12 protein-coding genes are annotated in these 16,444 nt (G+C 65.9%); 4 read left to right on the top strand and 8 right to left on the bottom strand.

Translation table 11 applies throughout. The annotated features are described in order from the left end of the window. Positions 1–397: 397 nt before the first annotated feature. Both M4J40_RS19455 and M4J40_RS19450 read right to left on the bottom strand, forming a co-directional pair. Positions 398–1,585: a CCA tRNA nucleotidyltransferase gene (locus M4J40_RS19455; RefSeq protein ID WP_251756061.1), complete on the bottom strand. Its 1,188-nt coding sequence runs from the start codon at positions 1,583–1,585 to the stop codon at positions 398–400. Further along, the gene (locus M4J40_RS19450) at positions 1,582–2,214 is read right to left on the bottom strand and encodes a CoA pyrophosphatase (RefSeq protein WP_251756060.1); all 633 of its coding nucleotides are present in this window, start codon (positions 2,212–2,214) and stop codon (positions 1,582–1,584) included. Before M4J40_RS19450 ends, M4J40_RS19455 begins: the two co-directional genes overlap by 4 nt. 257 nt (positions 2,215–2,471) lie before the next feature. On the opposite strand from M4J40_RS19450, the gene M4J40_RS19445 reads away from it, so the two are divergent. Genes M4J40_RS19445 through M4J40_RS19430 form a run of 4 tightly spaced genes read left to right on the top strand, consistent with a single transcriptional unit; the run spans position 2,472 to position 9,217 of the window. Beyond that, positions 2,472–3,470, top strand: a complete 999-nt coding sequence (locus tag M4J40_RS19445; RefSeq protein WP_251756059.1) for a MoxR family ATPase — start codon at positions 2,472–2,474, stop codon at positions 3,468–3,470. A 2-nt stretch (positions 3,471–3,472) separates the two neighbouring features. Then, positions 3,473–4,360: a DUF58 domain-containing protein gene (locus tag M4J40_RS19440; RefSeq protein ID WP_251756058.1), complete on the top strand. Its 888-nt coding sequence runs from the start codon at positions 3,473–3,475 to the stop codon at positions 4,358–4,360. Beyond that, the gene (locus M4J40_RS19435) at positions 4,357–7,128 is read left to right on the top strand and encodes a DUF4159 domain-containing protein (protein ID WP_251756057.1); all 2,772 of its coding nucleotides are present in this window, start codon (positions 4,357–4,359) and stop codon (positions 7,126–7,128) included. Before M4J40_RS19440 ends, M4J40_RS19435 begins: the two co-directional genes overlap by 4 nt. Positions 7,129–7,135: 7 nt before the next feature. Continuing rightward, positions 7,136–9,217 (top strand): hypothetical protein, encoded by a 2,082-nt coding sequence (locus M4J40_RS19430; protein ID WP_251756056.1) that lies wholly within the window; start codon positions 7,136–7,138, stop codon positions 9,215–9,217. A gap of 10 nt (positions 9,218–9,227) precedes the next feature. Here the strand turns inward: M4J40_RS19430 and M4J40_RS19425 are convergent, their stop codons facing one another. The 6 genes from M4J40_RS19425 to M4J40_RS19400 form a co-directional block, all read right to left on the bottom strand. Beyond that, positions 9,228–9,812, bottom strand: coding sequence for a GNAT family N-acetyltransferase (locus M4J40_RS19425; protein WP_251756055.1), 585 nt, complete (start codon positions 9,810–9,812; stop codon positions 9,228–9,230). Positions 9,813–9,990: 178 nt separating this feature from the next. Continuing rightward, positions 9,991–11,673 (bottom strand): thiol reductant ABC exporter subunit CydC, encoded by a 1,683-nt coding sequence (gene cydC / locus M4J40_RS19420; RefSeq protein ID WP_251756054.1) that lies wholly within the window; start codon positions 11,671–11,673, stop codon positions 9,991–9,993. After that, positions 11,670–13,391: a thiol reductant ABC exporter subunit CydD gene (gene cydD, locus M4J40_RS19415; RefSeq protein WP_251756053.1), complete on the bottom strand. Its 1,722-nt coding sequence runs from the start codon at positions 13,389–13,391 to the stop codon at positions 11,670–11,672. The genes cydC and cydD overlap by 4 nt, the downstream gene beginning before the upstream one ends. Before the next feature lie 174 nt (positions 13,392–13,565). Next, positions 13,566–13,676, bottom strand: coding sequence for a cytochrome bd-I oxidase subunit CydX (cydX, locus tag M4J40_RS19410; protein WP_026791399.1), 111 nt, complete (start codon positions 13,674–13,676; stop codon positions 13,566–13,568). A gap of 16 nt (positions 13,677–13,692) precedes the next feature. Then, positions 13,693–14,844: a cytochrome d ubiquinol oxidase subunit II gene (gene cydB, locus M4J40_RS19405; RefSeq protein WP_251756052.1), complete on the bottom strand. Its 1,152-nt coding sequence runs from the start codon at positions 14,842–14,844 to the stop codon at positions 13,693–13,695. 10 nt (positions 14,845–14,854) lie between these two features. Further along, positions 14,855–16,438 carry a cytochrome ubiquinol oxidase subunit I gene (locus tag M4J40_RS19400; protein ID WP_251756051.1) on the bottom strand — a complete coding sequence of 528 codons (1,584 nt, stop codon included), beginning with the start codon at positions 16,436–16,438 and terminating at the stop codon, positions 14,855–14,857. Between the last annotated feature and the right edge of the window lie 6 nt (positions 16,439–16,444).

Raw genomic sequence — 16,444 nt, 5'->3', positions numbered from 1 at the left:
CCCGACCAACCCTCTCAGGTCAGTCACGTGCCGAATGCCCTAAGCGCCGGCCACGTTTCTCTTTCTTCCTATTCACTTGTCAAAGAACCGAAGGGTACCAGCCCTTCAAACCCGCCGCTCTAGACCGCCAGTTTAACACCAGCACCAGGCAACAGAAACTCGCCGGCACCACGTCGCCGCAGCGCCGCCGTCGATGAACGTGCTTATAGGGGGTCATTCTTGCCCTGTCAACACCGTCTTCACCGGCGGTGAAATTACATCCGATAAGCCATATAGTTATTTATTTTCAAATAATTAGCGATTTTCCAAACGGTCAAAAATCCGTCATGGGCGCGGTCGACGCCGAAAAAATTCCAGAAAATTTCTGCCGGGCTTCAAAAGGCTTGGCCAAGCCGTCTCAAACGCCGCCGTTGAACTTGTCCGGGCAGCCAGCGGCGATCCAGGCGGCCTCTCGGCGACGCAGTTCGGCTCCGAGTCCCGGTCCGGGCACGTAGCCTTCAGCCATCAAGCGGGCAGCTGTCACAGGCGATTCCGGAGGACGGAAATCGCGGGCGATCTGAACGAGATTCGCCTTGGGATCGCATCCCTGTTCGGCCGCCGCCAGAACCAATGCGGCGGACGCCACTTCGTTGCCGGCCCGAACGACGACGAGACGGACGGTCGCTTCATCCATTCTCGCGGCGAGCTCGCCCCCCCACTGAACGATCGTCTCGACCCGCTTGTCTTCCCGTCCCGACAGGCGCAACGCTCCGGCAAGGCCTTGCCGATCGACCGCCAGCGCGGCGAGCCTTGCTTCCAGTCCGAAAGGCAGATCGTGCCGGAGTGCCAGGTCGATTGTCGTCGAAAAACGAGCCAGGACGCCACCACCGGGCAGAATCTTGGCAAGAATACCCGTCCTGTCCATGACGGTGAGCGCCGGCTCGGCGCCGACAGCCGTCACCAACTTGCGCATCTCCGCGCCGATTCGCTCACGCGATAACTGGCCGATTCCCTCCTGCAGGCCGACGGCCGCTTCCAGCCCTCTTTTGTCGAGCTCGACACGTCCATAGCGGGCATGGAAACGAAAGAAGCGCAGGATGCGGAGGTAATCCTCCTCGATTCGCTCGACGGGGTCGCCAATGAAACGGACGCGGCCGGCAAGCGCGTCGGCGATGCCGCCGACCGGATCATGGAGACTGCCATCCGCATCGGCATAGATCGCATTCATCGTGAAATCGCGTCGTCCGGCGTCACCGGCCCAGTCACGTGTGAAGGCGACGACCGCATGCCGGCCATTTGTCTCGAGATCGGTCCGGAGCGTCGTCACCTCGAACGGTCGCCCTGAAGAGACGATCGTCACCGTGCCATGTGCGATCCCGGTCGGCACCGCCTTCAACCCGGCGGCCGTCGCCCGCGCGGCCACCACCTCCGGCCTTGCCGTCGTGGCAATGTCGACATCATCGACCGGCACCCCGATCAGAGTGTTGCGCACAGCACCACCAACCACGCGAGCCCTGTCACCATCCATCTCGATCGCAGCGATCACGCGCCGAAAAGCTGGGTCGCCAAGGAACGGCGCACCGACGATCGAGACGGGCAGGCTCATCGGAAAACTTCCTCATAGAAACGGCGCAGGATATTGCCGGTAACGCCCCAGATTCGATGTCTGCCATACTGCAGCGAGAAAAAATGCCGGCGTCCGCTTGCGTGATCGATGAACTCCTCGCGGTGGTTTCCGGGGTCGAGCACGAAATCGAGCGGCACCAAGAACACCTCCGCCACTTCCCCCGGATCGGGCACCAAAGCCGGCGCTCCGCCGACGAGCCCGATCACCGGAAAGACTCGGAAACCGGACGGCGTCGGATAGGGGGTGAGCAGGCCGACTGGCTTGACAACCGACGGATCGAGACCAACCTCTTCCTCGGCCTCGCGCAGCGCCGCGTCGACCAGCGAAGCGTCGTCCGGTTCGATCTTGCCGCCCGGCAGCGCGACTTCGCCGGAATGGACTCTCAGGCCTTCCGTGCGTCGGATCATGATGAGTTCAAGGCCGCGGGCACCCCGCCGCTCGACGAGACCGATGAGCACAGCAGCATCTCGCAACGGTTGGGTGGAAGCGGCGAGGCTGGCAGCCACGCGTCCCTCGCCCGACGCGCGCAACGCACCGGCGGTGGATAGCGGCCGCATCCGGGCCGCCCTGGCAAGTATTTCGGCGGGGCCGACTTCCTCCGCGATCACGCCCGCCTCCCGGAGGTCCGCGCCTGCCTTGATTTTGCTTGCCTCATAGGTTGAAACCAGATCCGGCACCATCGCCGAAAGGTGATGCGCCGCGCAGCGGGAGATGTCAAACTCGACCGTTGGGCGCAAACCGGTCAAAGATCGAAGCGGAAACGATAAGCCACGAGAGCGGGTTCCGGCGTCACGCGGCGCTGGCGAAGCGAAAGCCAAGGGCCGGAGGCCCGCCGGCGACTGAGGCAAAGAAGGAGCAACCTGCGATGAACGCAGAGATCAAGACGGCCACCGACGCCGTCGCCGAGGCGGATGTCGCCTTCGAGCGGCTTTCGGCGGTCCGCGCCGCCGTCGCCCGCGTCATCTTCGGGCAGGAGGCGGCCGTCGAGGCAGCGCTGGTGACCCTGCTCTCCGGCGGGCACGGCCTGATCGTCGGCGTACCGGGCCTCGCCAAGACCAAGCTGGTCGAGACGCTCGCGATCGTGCTCGGCCTCAGCGAACGGCGCATTCAGTTCACCCCCGACCTGATGCCTTCCGACATCCTGGGTTCGGAAGTCCTGGATCAGGCGACCGACGGCAGCCGTTCCTTCCGCTTCATCCGTGGGCCGGTGTTCGCCCAGCTCGTCATGGCCGACGAAATCAACCGCGCATCGCCGCGAACACAATCGGCGCTTTTGCAGGCCATGCAGGAACACCACGTCACCGTGGCGGGCGTCCGCCACGACCTTCCGGCTCCATTCCATGTCCTCGCGACGCAGAACCCTCTGGAACAGGAAGGCACCTACCCGCTGCCCGAAGCGCAGCTCGACCGCTTCCTTCTGGAAATCGACCTGGACTATCCCGACCGAGACACCGAACGCCGCATCCTCATCGAGACCACCGGTCGTGACGAAGCGACGGCAGAGCGACTGCTGGCCGATGGAGAACTACAGGCACTGCAGGCTCTGGTGCGGCGCATGCCGGTCGGCGATCGAATCGTCGAGGCGATTCTCGATCTGGTGCGTGGCGCCCGCCCGGGCGCCGACCTCGTGCCCGAGGCAGCCCGCGACATCGCCTGGGGCCCCGGTCCCCGCGCCGCGCAGTCGCTGATGCTGGCCGTTCGCGCTCGTGCGCTCCTGACCGGCCGCTATGCACCATCGCTCGACGATGTCGCAGCGCTCGCGGTGCCGGTGCTGAAGCATCGCATGGCGCTGACCTTCGAGGCTCGCGCCCGCCGCCGCGCCGTCGCGGAGGTGATCGGCCTCATCCTCGCAAAGGTGATCTGAGCATGACGGGGCACGATGCCCTGACGCCGAAAGGCGTCGCCTCGGCGCGCGGACTTGCCGCCGCCCTGCCCGACCTCCTCATCGAGGCACGGCGAGTGGCGGCCACGGTCGCCGCGGGCTGGCACGGCCGCCGCCGGGCCGGCCCCGGCGAGGACTTCTGGCAGTTCCGCCCCTTTCTCTCCGGAGAGCCCATGCGCGGCATCGACTGGCGACGGTCGGCCCGTGACGAGACGCTCTATGTGCGCGAGCGCGAGCACGAGAATGCTCACACCGTCTGGCTGTGGGTCGATCTCACACCATCGATGGACTTCCGTTCCGAGCTTGCAAACACCAGCAAGCGCAACCTTGCGCTCACCCTCGCGCTGGCGATCGCCGAACTGTTGGCGCGCGCCGGCGAACGCGTCGGCGTCGTCGGCGACGCCGAGCCGACCACCCGGCGCGACGGTGCCGAGGTAATTGCCATGAAGCTTGCCCGCCTCGACTCGGTCGCCCCGAATCAGGGGGTGGCAACGATGCGTCGCCGCGACGACGCGGTGCTCATCTCCGACTTTCTCGGATCGCGAGCGGAACGCGATTCGCTTTTCTCCGACCTTGCGGCGCTTGAAAGCCGTGTCCACCTGGTCGAGATCGCCGACCCGGTCGAGGAGACCTTTCCCTTTGCGGGGCGCGTCGATTTCGTCGACCCCGAGACCGGAAGCCACCTGACCGCAGGCCGGGCCGAGGCCTGGCGCGAGGCCTATCTCAACAGCCGCGCCGAGCATCGGGCGCGTCTCGTCGCCGCCTGTCGCCCCGGCTGGAGCCACAAGGTCGCGCGAACCGACCGCCCCGCCACGGAGACGCTGATCGCCCTCTGCGGCCAGCTTTCTGCGCCGGAAGGAGCCGGAGCATGAGCGGCCTTTCCTTCGCGGCGCCGCTGGCCCTCCTTGGTCTCCTGGCGCTACCCGCCATCTGGTGGCTCCTGAAGGCGACGCCACCCCGCCCCGTGACGCGCGTCTTCCCACCGCTCGCCCTCATCGCCCGTCCGAAGCGCGATGAGGAAACACCGATTCGTACGCCTTGGTGGCTGATCGCCTTGCGCCTGCTGATTGCCGGCCTGGTCGTACTGGCTGTCGCCGGCCCGGTGCTTCAGCCGGCCGAGCGCATCATTCGCGGACAAGGCCCGCTGTGGCTCCTCATCGACAACGGCGCCAGCGCCGCGCCCGACTGGCCGGAACGCCGCGCCACCGCAGCCACCATCCTGGGGGAAGCCGGCGACGCCGGACGGCCGGTATTGCTCGTCGCCACCGCCGATGGAGCCGCCGCTGTCGGAGCGCAAACCTCGGCGACCGAAGCGCTTCGGCGTGTCAACGCACTTGTTCCGCGCCCAATCCTGCCGGATCGCGCTCCCTTGTTGCCTGCTCTCACCCGCCTGGCTGCCGAAACGCCACCGGGAGAGGTCGTCGTCCTGCCGGAGCCGGGCGACAACGGCACGGCCCATGACTTCCTTGCCAATCTCGGACGCCTCTCGACCACAGCGCCGATGACGATCGCAACGTCCAGCCGGCCGGCGCCCGTCGCCATCGATAGCGTCGATCAGGACGGCGCAGCCGTCACCGTCCACCTTAGGCGGCCGAATGCCGGTCTATCGGACGAAGGCAAACTCCGACTGCTTGATCGAAAGGGCCGACTTCTCGACGAGCGCCCATTTGCAATTACGGGTGACGCGACCCGAGGCGACGCCCGCTTCGAACTGCCGCTGGAGATTCGAAACGACATCGCCCGTGCGGAAGTGGCGGGCGGCAACTCGGCGCTTGGCGTTCGGCTCCTCGACGATCGTTGGCGGAGACGGTCGGTCGCCATCGTCACCGCCACCGGCAGCGAAGCGGCGCGGCCATTGATCGCTCCCGAGTATTTCCTCGAGAGAGCACTTGCACCATTCGCCGAAGTGACCGTTCCCGCTCAGGGCGCCCTCGCCGACGCATTCAAGGCGGCGATCGCAACGCGGCCAAGCGCCATTCTGGTCGCCGACGTCGGTCGCTTGAGTGCGACCGAGGCGGAGCTCGCCCACGCCTTCATGGAGAAAGGCGGCGTGCTCGTTCGGTTTGCCGGTCCCCGGCTCGCTGCGTCCGACGAGACAGAGGTTCCAACCCCTCTTCGTCGGGGCGACCGCGCCCTCGGCGGCTCCCTGTCCTGGAGCCGGCCCCAATCGCTCGGCAGTTTTGCCGATGGCGGCCCCTATGCCGGCCTCGCGGTTCCCAACGACGTGACGGTGAACCGGCAGGTCCTGGCCGAACCCGGTATCGATCTCGCCGACCGGACGTGGGCCAGCCTGTCCGATGGCACGCCGCTGGTCACGGCCGCTCCCGTCGGCGACGGCTGGCTGGTTCTCTTCCACGTCACCGCCGACACGCGCTGGTCCAACCTGCCCATATCGGGCGTGTTCGTGGAGATGCTGCGTCGGACCGTAGCCCTTGGCGCGGCCGATGGCGGAGCGCGTGAGATCGGCGGCGCCACCATATTGCCACCGCTTTCCCTTCTCGATGGCTACGGTCGCGCTTCCGCGCCAACCACCGGCGTTACCGGCATCCGCGCAACGGACATCGCGACGCTCCGTCCTTCGCGCTCGACGCCGCCCGGGCTCTACGGCAGCGATGACGGTTTCCGCGCCCTCAATCCGATGAGACCGGACATGATCTACACCTCCCCTGGTCTTGGCGCCCTGGGAGATGGCGTGCGCCGGATCAGCCTCGTCGCCGAAACCGCGATCGACCTGTCCCCCTTCGGTTTCGCCCTCGCCTTTCTTCTCCTTCTCGTCGATGGGCTTGCCGTCACTGCCCTTGCCGGCGGGTTCCGGTGGCGTGGATCGGTGGCCGCCATCTTCCTGATCGGCATCACCCTCCTCGGCACCCCGCCTCAAGCCCATGCCGCCGACGACGCTCGGCTCCTCGAAGCTCTCTCCGCGACCCGGTTCGCCTATGTCGAGACCGGCATAGTCGACGTCGATGAGACCAGTCGAGCCGGGTTGTCGACGCTTTCCCGCTTCATTGCCTCGCATTCCTCGCTGGAGCCGGGCGAACCGATGGCGGCCGACCCGGAACACGACGAACTGTCGGTCTTTCCGCTGATCTACTGGCCTATCGACTCAGCGGCGGCGATGCCATCGGCCACCGCCATGACCCGCATAGAAGCCTTCATGAAGGACGGCGGTACCGTGTTGTTCGATAGCCGTGACGACGCCGAATTCTCGGCCGAGTCACCCAACACCGTGCGTCTGCGCGACATGTTGGCGATGATCGACGTGCCGCCTCTCGAACCGGTACCGTCAGACCATGTGCTTACCAAGTCCTTCTACCTGCTTGGTGCTTTCGTCGGCCGAACCGAAGGATCGCCGCTTTGGGTCGAGGCGCTCGACGACAGCGAGAACGAAGCTGACGACACGGAGCGGCCGGTACGGCCCGCCGACGGTGTGTCCCCGCTCTTGATCACAGGAAATGACCTGGCCGGCGCCTGGGCGGCGGACGAAGGCGGCGCCTTCCTGCATCCTCTGGTACCCGGTACCCCTCGCCAGCGGGAGTTCGCCTTCCGCGCCGGCGTCAATATCGTCATGTACGTCCTGACGGGCAACTATAAGGCGGACCAGGTGCACGTGCCGGCCCTCCTCGAACGGCTGGGGGAATAAGGCCGTCATGATCTGGTCGCTGTCCTTCACCCCCCTTCTACCTATCCCGGTTCTCGTCGTCGGCGGTGTCATGGCGCTCGCCGTTCTCGCCCTGATGGCTTTCCGCCGTCGACCCGGCATACTCCTCAGGACGCTTGCCCTCGCTCTCCTGCTGCTTGGCGCGGCGAAGCCCGAGCTCGTCGCCGAGGATCGCAAGGCTCTCCCCTCCGTGGTGGCCTTGGTTGCCGACCGCAGCGCCTCGCAGTCGCTGGCCGGCCGGCCAGCCGATACCGACGCCGCCTACGCGGCGCTCAAGCAGCGACTGTCCCACCTCCCGGACGTGGAGTTGCGCGAAGTGCCGGCGGCTGCCACCGACAACGCCGACGGGACGCGCCTTTTCGCCGATGTCGGCCGCGCGCTCTCCGACGTGCCGGCCGATCGGATCGGCGGCGTGGCCGTCGTCACCGACGGGCGGATCCACGACGTGCCGAAGGATGTCGCCGGACTCGGGTTCTCGGCTCCCGTTCATGTCCTCGTCACCGGAGATCCAGGCGAGTACGACCGTCGCATCGAGCTGACGTCCAGCCCCAAGTTTGCGCTTGTCCGTTCGACGCAGCGCCTCAGCTTTCGCCTCCTCGACGACGGCCGGTCGCCAGATGGCGCGGCGGTGCCTGTGATCGTGCGCCGCGACGGCGAGATCGTGGCCACGGTGACCATGGCGCCGGGCGAGGAGCGCACCGTCGACATCGGCATACCCCACGCGGGCGACAACATCATCGAAGTGGAAGCTCCGCCACTCCCTGGCGAGATATCGCCGCTCAACAACACCGAGGTCGCCGTCATCGACGGCGTACGTCAAGCGCTGCGCGTCCTTCTGGTGTCAGGCGAACCGCACGCGGGTGAGCGAACCTGGCGAAACCTTCTGAAGTCGGACGCGTCGGTCGATCTCGTTCACTTCACCATCCTTCGGCCTCCGGAGAAGCAGGACGGCACACCGATCGACGAGCTGTCGCTGATCGCCTTCCCCACCCGCGAACTGTTCGACGAGAAGATCGACGACTTCGATCTGATCATTTTCGACCGCTATGAGAAGCGCGGCGTGCTGCCGCTTCTCTACTTCGACAACATCGCCCGCTACGTCGCCGACGGCGGGGCCCTGCTGATGGCGGCCGGCCCGGATCCACTCAACGCCGACAGCGTCTACGACAGTCCCCTTGCGCCGCTTCTGCCGGCCATTCCCGACGGCAACGTGATCGAAACGCCGTTCCGCCCCGCCATCACCCCTCTTGGCGCACGCCATCCGGTGACGGCGAACCTGCCGGGTGGAGAGGTCGATCCGCCCCGCTGGTCGCGCTGGTTCCGTCTCGTCGAAACGCGCGAAAATCGGGGCGACGCGTTGATGTCGGGGCCGGACGGAAAGCCCCTGCTCGTGCTGTCCCGCGAGGGCAAGGGTCGCGTCGCCATGCTGCTCAGCGATGAGGTTTGGCTGTGGGCGCGCGGTTTCGAGGGCGGAGGCCCGCACGCCGAACTGTTGCGCAACGTTGCCCACTGGCTGATGGGCGAACCCGAGCTTGAGGAGGAGGCGCTTCGCCTGTCCGGCGAAGGTGGCAACCTCACCGTCGAACGGCGCACCTTGAAGGACAGCGCCGAACCGGTAACCGTGACTTTTCCGGACGGCTCGGAACGCCGGTTGTCCGACCTCTCCCCTCTCGGCCCCGGCCGCTTCGGGGCAACGATCGCCACACCGATGCCCGGTCTCTACAAGGCGACGGACGGCACACTCACGGCCCTCGCCCACGTCGGTCCCGCCAATCCGCGCGAGTTCCGAGCCCTCGTTTCAACAACGGAACCGGCACGGTCCATCGCCGAAGCAACCGGCGGCGCGTCGATCCGGCTCCGGGCAGAAGCCAACGGGCCATTGAACATTCCCACGGTCGCGCTCCGCCAACCAGCCGCGAGCACCTTTTCGGGAAGTGGCTGGATCGGCTTCAAGGCGTCGAAAGCCTACGAGGTCGCAGGCATCGAAACCGTGCCGGTCTATCTGGGATTGCTCGCCGGCGCCCTGCTGCTGTTGGCGCTCGGCGGCCTCTGGTGGCGCGAAAGCCGATAATCGGTCAGCCTCAGACAGCAGGACCGATTGCCCTGACCAACCCGGCAACCCCCTCCGAGGCGCCCGGCGTCAACTCGGCCCATAGCAAGCGAGCCGGATCGACCGGTCCCGGCAACTCCACCCGCCCTGCCGGCACGACGCGAAAGCCGAACGGCCAGTAGTAGGGAAAGTCGCCGACCAGGACGACCAGCCTATGGTGCCGCTGCCGTGCCGCCTCCATGGAAAGCCGCATCAGCGCCTTGCCGACGCCGAGGCTCTTGAGCGCCGGCAGTACGGCAAGCGGGCCAAGCAGCAGCGCCGGCGTTTCGCCCACCGCGATCGCGGTCAGTCGCACCGAACCGATAACGCTCCCCCTGTAAACGGCGACGAGGCTCGTCGGACCGTCGGGAGCGTGGCCCTCGCGCAGACGGAACGCCGTGCGGCTGTAGCGGCCGGGACCGAAAGTGACGTCGTGGATGGCGTCGATGGCGGCGGCGTCCTCGGCCACCTCGGGGCGAAAGGTCACATCCTCAAGCGCAAAGGCGTCGATAGAACGAGCAAGCGAGAGATCGATGGCGGTCATGTCGAACCGTGGGAAATCGGGGTGCGGCGCCATCGATCCGCAGTCCCCCATGGAGTTCGATCGATCAGGCGCAGGAAAACACGAAAGCACGCTCAAAAGCGCGTTCGTCGCGTCGTCGTCGCTGATCGTGGCCGAAGAGCATGCAACTCTCCCAAAGGGTTCGTCGCCCCATAGCATGACGGAGATGCGCGCACAAGCGCCAGATCCTCCGTCAGACGGTGACGGTCGTTCGATTCCCGACGATCCGGCCGCGGTCGAGCTCCACCACGCTGTCCATGCGGTGAAGCGCGGCGCGAGCATGGGTGATCAGGACTACCGTTCGGCCGACCATCCGGTCGAGCACACGATCGAGGACGGCGGCCTCCGTCTCCGGATCGAGCCCTTCGCCCGGCTCGTCGAGGACGAGAATGTCCGGCGCAAGCAACAGAACGCGGGCGATGGCGACGCGACGCGCCTCTCCTCCCGATAGCGTTGTTCCCGCGACCCCGATGGGCGTCGCAAGTCCCTGCGGCAACCGGGCGACGAAATCGGTCAGCCCGGCTGCCTCGAGAACGGCGGCGAGCTCCTCAGCTGTCGCCGAAGGACGGCCAAGGCGGAGATTGTCCTCGAGCGTCGCGGTGAAGAGGTGCGGTTTCTGGGCCACCACCCCGATCGTCCGGCGAACGTCGGCCAGTGTGAGTTCTTTGATCGCGACACCGCCCAGCAGGATCTCGCCGGCGTCGGGATCCCGCAACCGAGCGAGCAGGGCCGCCACTGAGGACTTACCGGCGCCACTTTCTCCGACAAGCGCCACGCGGCTGCCCTGGGGGATGTCGAGAGTGATGCGATCGAGCGCCGGTCGTGCGCTTCCGGGATAACGGAGCGTCAGGCCCTCAAGACGGAGATCACGCCGTTGGGGTAACTCCCGGGGAATGGCCTGCTCGATGACTGGCGGCTTGCGGTCGAGAATGGCGAAAAGCCGCCGCGCCGACGCCAGCGTCGACGCAACGCCGAGAAAAGCCGCCGGCAACCCCATGAAGGCCTCGGCCGCCGACAGGGACAACAGCGCGGCCATAGCCAGATTCGGCCCGTCCATCCGGCTTGCAGCCACAAGCGGCACGCTTATGACAAGCGCCACGATCAGCGCCAGATCCCCCGAGAGCCGGCCCAACGCCTGCCCGAAAGCCGCCCGACGGGCAAGGCGGCGTTCGACCTCGACCAGCGAAGCCATCGCCTCAACAAGTCGGTCGCGATGCTCGGCGAACGCGCCCACGATCATGAGGGGCATCAGGCCTGAAAGATCGTCGACGACCAGGCGACGAAGGTCGGCGGAGCGCGCTGTCAGTGCGCGTCCCGGACCGGCCGCCGCCACGGCGGCAAGCGCTGGCGCCAGAAGACCGCACACGGCGAGAACCGCAATGACGCCCACCGATAGTATCCCGTCGTGCAGGAAGAGCACCAGTCCAACAGCGGCAAGCGTCAGCACGGCGACCGCCAACGGCGACAGAAGCCGCAGGAACGTCAGCTCCAGCCGGTCGATGTCGGCCTTGAGCCGCGCAAGCAGGTCGCCCGACCGGAGGTCGTCGAGCGCTGCCGGGGCGAGCGGCACCATCTTGGCAAACAGATGGGTACGGGTGTCGGCGAGAAGGCGCAGCGTTGCTTCGTGTCCGATCACCCTGTCGATGTAGCGGCCGCCGGTGCGCAGGATGGCCAGCCCCCGGATGATCGCCGCCGGGGTGAAATAGTTCATCGTGACGCCGGCAAGGCCGGCAGCAGCCATGGCGGTGATGAACCAGCCGGATGCCGCCATCAGTCCGACGTTGGCGAGCGTCGCGATGAGCGATACCAGCATCGACAGCAAGATCCATCCGACATGTCGCCGATAGAGACCGAGGAGGCGGAACAGATCTCTCACGCCGAGCCTCCGCCATCCAGCGTTGCCAGCATGGTGGCGAATGCTCCGCCTCGCGCCCTTAGCTCGTCCGGTTTTCCTTCTTCGATAAGCCGCCCGGCGGAGAGCACCAACACCCGATCGGCGGCCTCCACGGTCTTGAGGCGATGAGCGATGGTAAGCCGCGTGCGGCCATCGGACAGTCTGGCGATCGCTTCACCCACCACCGCCTCGGTGGCGGCGTCGAGGTGAGCGGTCGGCTCATCCATCAAGACAAGCGGTGCCGGAGCAAAGAAGGCACGGGCCAGCATCAACCGCTGCATCTCCCCGCCCGACAGGCCGGCCCCGCCCTCACCCAGCCGGCTATCTGCGCCATTGGGAAGTCGGTCAACGAACTCGTCGGCACGGGCCGCCCGCAGCGCGGCCCCGACGTCGCCGGAGCGACCCATCGCGATGTTGTCGGCGACGGAAGCGTCGAACAGGAAGGCGCGCTGCGGCAGAAAGGCGATGCGACGCCGGACATCGTCGAGATCAAGGGATGCGAGCGGGCGACCGTCGATCAGGATCGTCCCCGACGTGGGCTCCAGGAATCCAGCGATCAACGACAGTATCGTCGACTTGCCGGCGCCACTCTCACCGACGAGCGCAACCTGTTCGCCCGCCCGAACCTCGAAGCTGATCCCATCAAGGGCAAGACGCCCATTTCCGTAGCCAGCCGAGACGTTTTCGAAGCGAACCGAAACCGCGGCGGCGGCGGCGAAAGGCTCGTTGCCGGATCGCCCAGACGCCGGACGCGCCAGAAAATCGGCAAGTCGCTCGGCGGCGGCCACCGCTTCCATCCGCGCATGCCGTTCGGTGCCCAGCGTCCTGAGTGGCGCATAGAACGCCGGAGCGAGCAAAAGCACGGTAAGGCCGTCCACAAAGGCGATCTCACCCCAGAGAAGCCGGAAGCCGATCAGCACCGCCGTCACAGCGATGGAAACGGTAGCGAAAAACTCAAGAACCAGCGCCGACAGAAAAGCGAGGCGCAGGACCTTCATGGTCTCGCGCCGGTAACCCTCGGCCGTTCGAGCGACTAGCGCCACCTCGCGCTTGGCAGCGCCGAGCAGCACAAGATCGGCAAGGCCGGCAACCGCGTCGAGAAGATGGCCGCCGAGCCGAGCCATCGAAGCCCACTGCCGCTGGTTGGCCCGTTCGGCCGAGCGCCCGGCCAGCACCATGAACAGGGGCAGCAACGGCAGGGTCACGGCAAAAACCACCGCCGATCTCCAGTCGACAGGCAGGACCACAAGAAGGATCGCGACCGGCAGCACCGCGACGGTCGCGGTCGCGGGCAACCACTGCCGCCAATAGGGCTCGATGCCGGAAACGGCATCCGTCAGCGTCGTCGCGACATCACCGGTGGCCGTGCCGGAGAGTCGCACCGGTCCCAGTGCCGCGACGTGATCGAGCAACCGGGCGAACAGGCTCTGCCTGGCCCTGGCCGAAACGGTGAAACCGATCTGCGCGCCGGCATAGCCCAGGAGCGCCTTAAGCAAGGCGATGGCGAGAAGCAGAGCCAAGGTGGGAAGGACGGCGGCAAGGTCGGCGCCGTGAAAGACCGCGGCATCGATGACACGGGCGGTAAGGAAAGCAGCGCCCACCCCCAACAGCCCTTCGAAAACGGCAGCGGCAAGAAGCAGCGCCGTCTCCTTTCGCACGCTGGCCGAAAGGTCTTCGAGAAGGGTCTCGGGTTTGCTCATGCGAAAAGGAATGGACCGGAGCTTGAAATGGGCCAAGCCGGATTGCCATGCGCCGACCGAAACCGCAAGGGTGGCTGCTTTCACATGGGCGCGACTGGAAAGGTGGCCGGCACGGGGGCGGGACAACCGCGCCGGCCCGGTGGCGCGGCGGGAGGGCCGCCGCGCCGGGCTGTGTCATTTGGACGCGTCGATGTCGAGACCGTCCTGGAATTCGAACCACATCACGTTGATCACGCCGATCGCAGCAGCAGCGGTGACACCGAGGATCCAGGCAAAATACCACATTGTCCGTTCTCCTATGTCAGTAGGCCGAGTGCGAGCGGGTGGAGATTTCCTCCGCCGTGACGCGTCCCCACATCCGCCAGTAGCACCAGACGGTATAGGCGAGCACGATCGGCAGGAAGATCACCACGGCCCAGAACATGACGTTGAGCGTCAGGTGGCTGGATGTGGCGTCCCACACGGTCAGGCTGGAGTTCGGGTCGAGGCTCGACGGCATCACGAAGGGGAACATCGAGAGGCCGGCAGTGCCGATGATGCCCGCCATGCCGAGCGCCGACGTGACGAAGGCAAAGCCAGAGCGGTCGGCTTTCGCCAGCAGGGCGGTCAGGAGCGGCCCGAGCAGACCGATGACCGGAGCCAGCATCGCGATGGGCATCGTCGTGTAGATGTCCAGCAAGGCGCCGGACGCCACCACGACCTGCTTGTTGAGCGGGTTGGGCATGGCGTCGAGCGGCGGTTGCGAGACGATGCGATAGCCGTCGATGCCGAGCCAGACCCAGACGCCAGCGACTGCAAACAACACCGCAACCACGGGCGACAGCCGAACCGCCAGAGCCCGCGACCGCGCAGCGACGTCTCCGGAAGCACGCAGCTGCAACCAGATGGCCCCGTGTACGACGAGCATGCCCAGCGAGATCAGGCCGGCCAAGAGCGCGAAGGGATTGAGCAGCGGCAGCAGGGCAAAGATGAACGAGCCCTGGTAATGAGCGCGCAGAAGTTCGTCCAGATGGAACGGCACGCCCTGCAGCAGGTTGCCAAAGGCGACGCCGAAGATCAGCGCCGGAATGGCGCCACCGGCGAACAGACCCCAATCCCAGGCGCTGCGCCACTTCGGATTGTCGAGCTTCGAGCGGTAGTCGAAGCCGACGGGCCGGAAGAACAGGGCGAACAGCACCAGGAGCATCGCCATGTAGAAGCCGGAAAAGGCGGCTGCGTAGACGGCGGGCCAGGCAGCGAAGATGGCACCGCCGGCGGTGATCAGCCACACCTGATTGCCGTCCCAGTGCGGGCCGACGGTGTTGATGGCGATTCGCCGCTCGGCGTCGGTCTTGGCGACGAAGGGCAGGAGCGAGCCCACGCCCATGTCCATGCCGTCGGTGATGGCAAATCCGATCAGCAGGGCGCCGACCAGAATCCACCAGATGAACTTCAGGATTTCATAATCGAACATGGTGGTTTCCTCATTCTGCCGGAGCGACGCGGATCGAGTCCGGCATCTGAGTTTCGAAGTGATAGCGGCCAGTGCCGAGCGAGCTCGGGCCGAGGCGGGCAAACTTGAACATCAGATAGACCTCGATCACCAGAAGGCCGGTGTAGAGCACCAGGAAGCCGGTCAACGAGAAGATCAGGTCGGTGGTGGTGAGGCTCGATGTCCCGAGGAAGGTCGGCAGCACTTCGCCGATTGCCCAGGGCTGGCGACCAAACTCGGCGACGAACCAGCCAAGTTCGCAGGAAAGCCAAGGCAATGGCAGGGCCCACAACGCGGTCTTGAGCAACCAGCGATTCTTCTCGTGGCTGCGCCGGGCGCTGACGTAGAAGGCCGAAGCGAAGATGATCAGCATGATGAAGCCGAAGCCAACCATGAAGCGGAAGGCCCAGAACAGCGGCCAGACCTTGGGAATGGTGCTGTCGGCGGCAGCCTGCATCTGCTCTTCGGTAGCGGTGGCCGGATCCTCGACGAACTGCTTCAGCAACAGTCCGAAGCCGATGTCCTTGGCATGAGCGTCGAACACGGCGCGCGTTTCCGGCGTCGTGTCGCCGCCACGGATCTTCATCATCGCCGCGTAGCCTTCCTGACCCGAACGGATTCGGGCGAGATGCTGCTCACGCAGATCGTTGAGGCCAAGCACCGGCTTGTCGAGTGACCGAGTGGCGATAAGGCCGAGGGCATACGGGATCTCGATCGCCCCGTTCGTGGTCTTCTCCTCCTGCGAGGGGAAGCCGATCAGGTTGAAGGCCGCCGGAGCCGGCTGCGTCTCCCACTCGCCTTCGATCGCGGCAAGCTTGACCTTCTGCACGTCGCCGAGTTCGTAGCCGCTTTCATCACCGAGCACGATGACCGAAAGGCAGGAAGCAAGGCCGAAGCCGGCAGCGACGGCGAACGAACGCTTGGCGAAGGCGACATCACGCCCCTTCAGGAGATACCAGGAGGAAATGGCAAGGACGAACATCGAAGCGGTGGTGTAACCGGCCGCGACAGTGTGGACGAACTTGACCTGAGCCACCGGATTGAACAGCACCTCGGCGAACGACTGCATCTCCATGCGCATCGTCTCGGGAGAGAAGATGGAACCCACCGGGTTCTGCATCCAGCCGTTGGCGACCAGAATCCAGAGAGCCGACAGGTTCGAGCCAATCGCGGTCAGGAACGTGACCCCGAGATGCTGCCGCTTGGTAAGCCTGTCCCATCCGAGGAAGAACAGGCCGATGAAGGTCGATTCGAGGAAGAAGGCCATCAAGCCTTCGATGGCCAGCGGCGCACCGAAGATATCGCCCACATAATGCGAATAGTAGGACCAGTTCGTACCGAACTGGAACTCCATGGTGAGGCCGGTCGTGACGCCGAGGGCGAAATTGATGCCGAACAGCTTGCCCCAGAACTTGGTCATGTCCCGGTAGATTTCCTTGCCGGTCATCACATAGACGGTTTCCATGATGACCAGCAGCCAGGTGAGCCCCAGCGTCAGCGGAACAAAGATGAAGTGGTACATTGCCGTGGCGGCGAACTGCCAGCGCGACAACTCCACGAATGTCTGATCGAACATGATGGT

The organism is Pleomorphomonas sp. JP5, from assembly GCF_023721815.1.
In the GTDB taxonomy this organism is placed as follows: domain Bacteria; phylum Pseudomonadota; class Alphaproteobacteria; order Rhizobiales; family Pleomorphomonadaceae; genus Pleomorphomonas.
This window is presented reverse-complemented; position numbering and strand designations above follow the sequence as displayed.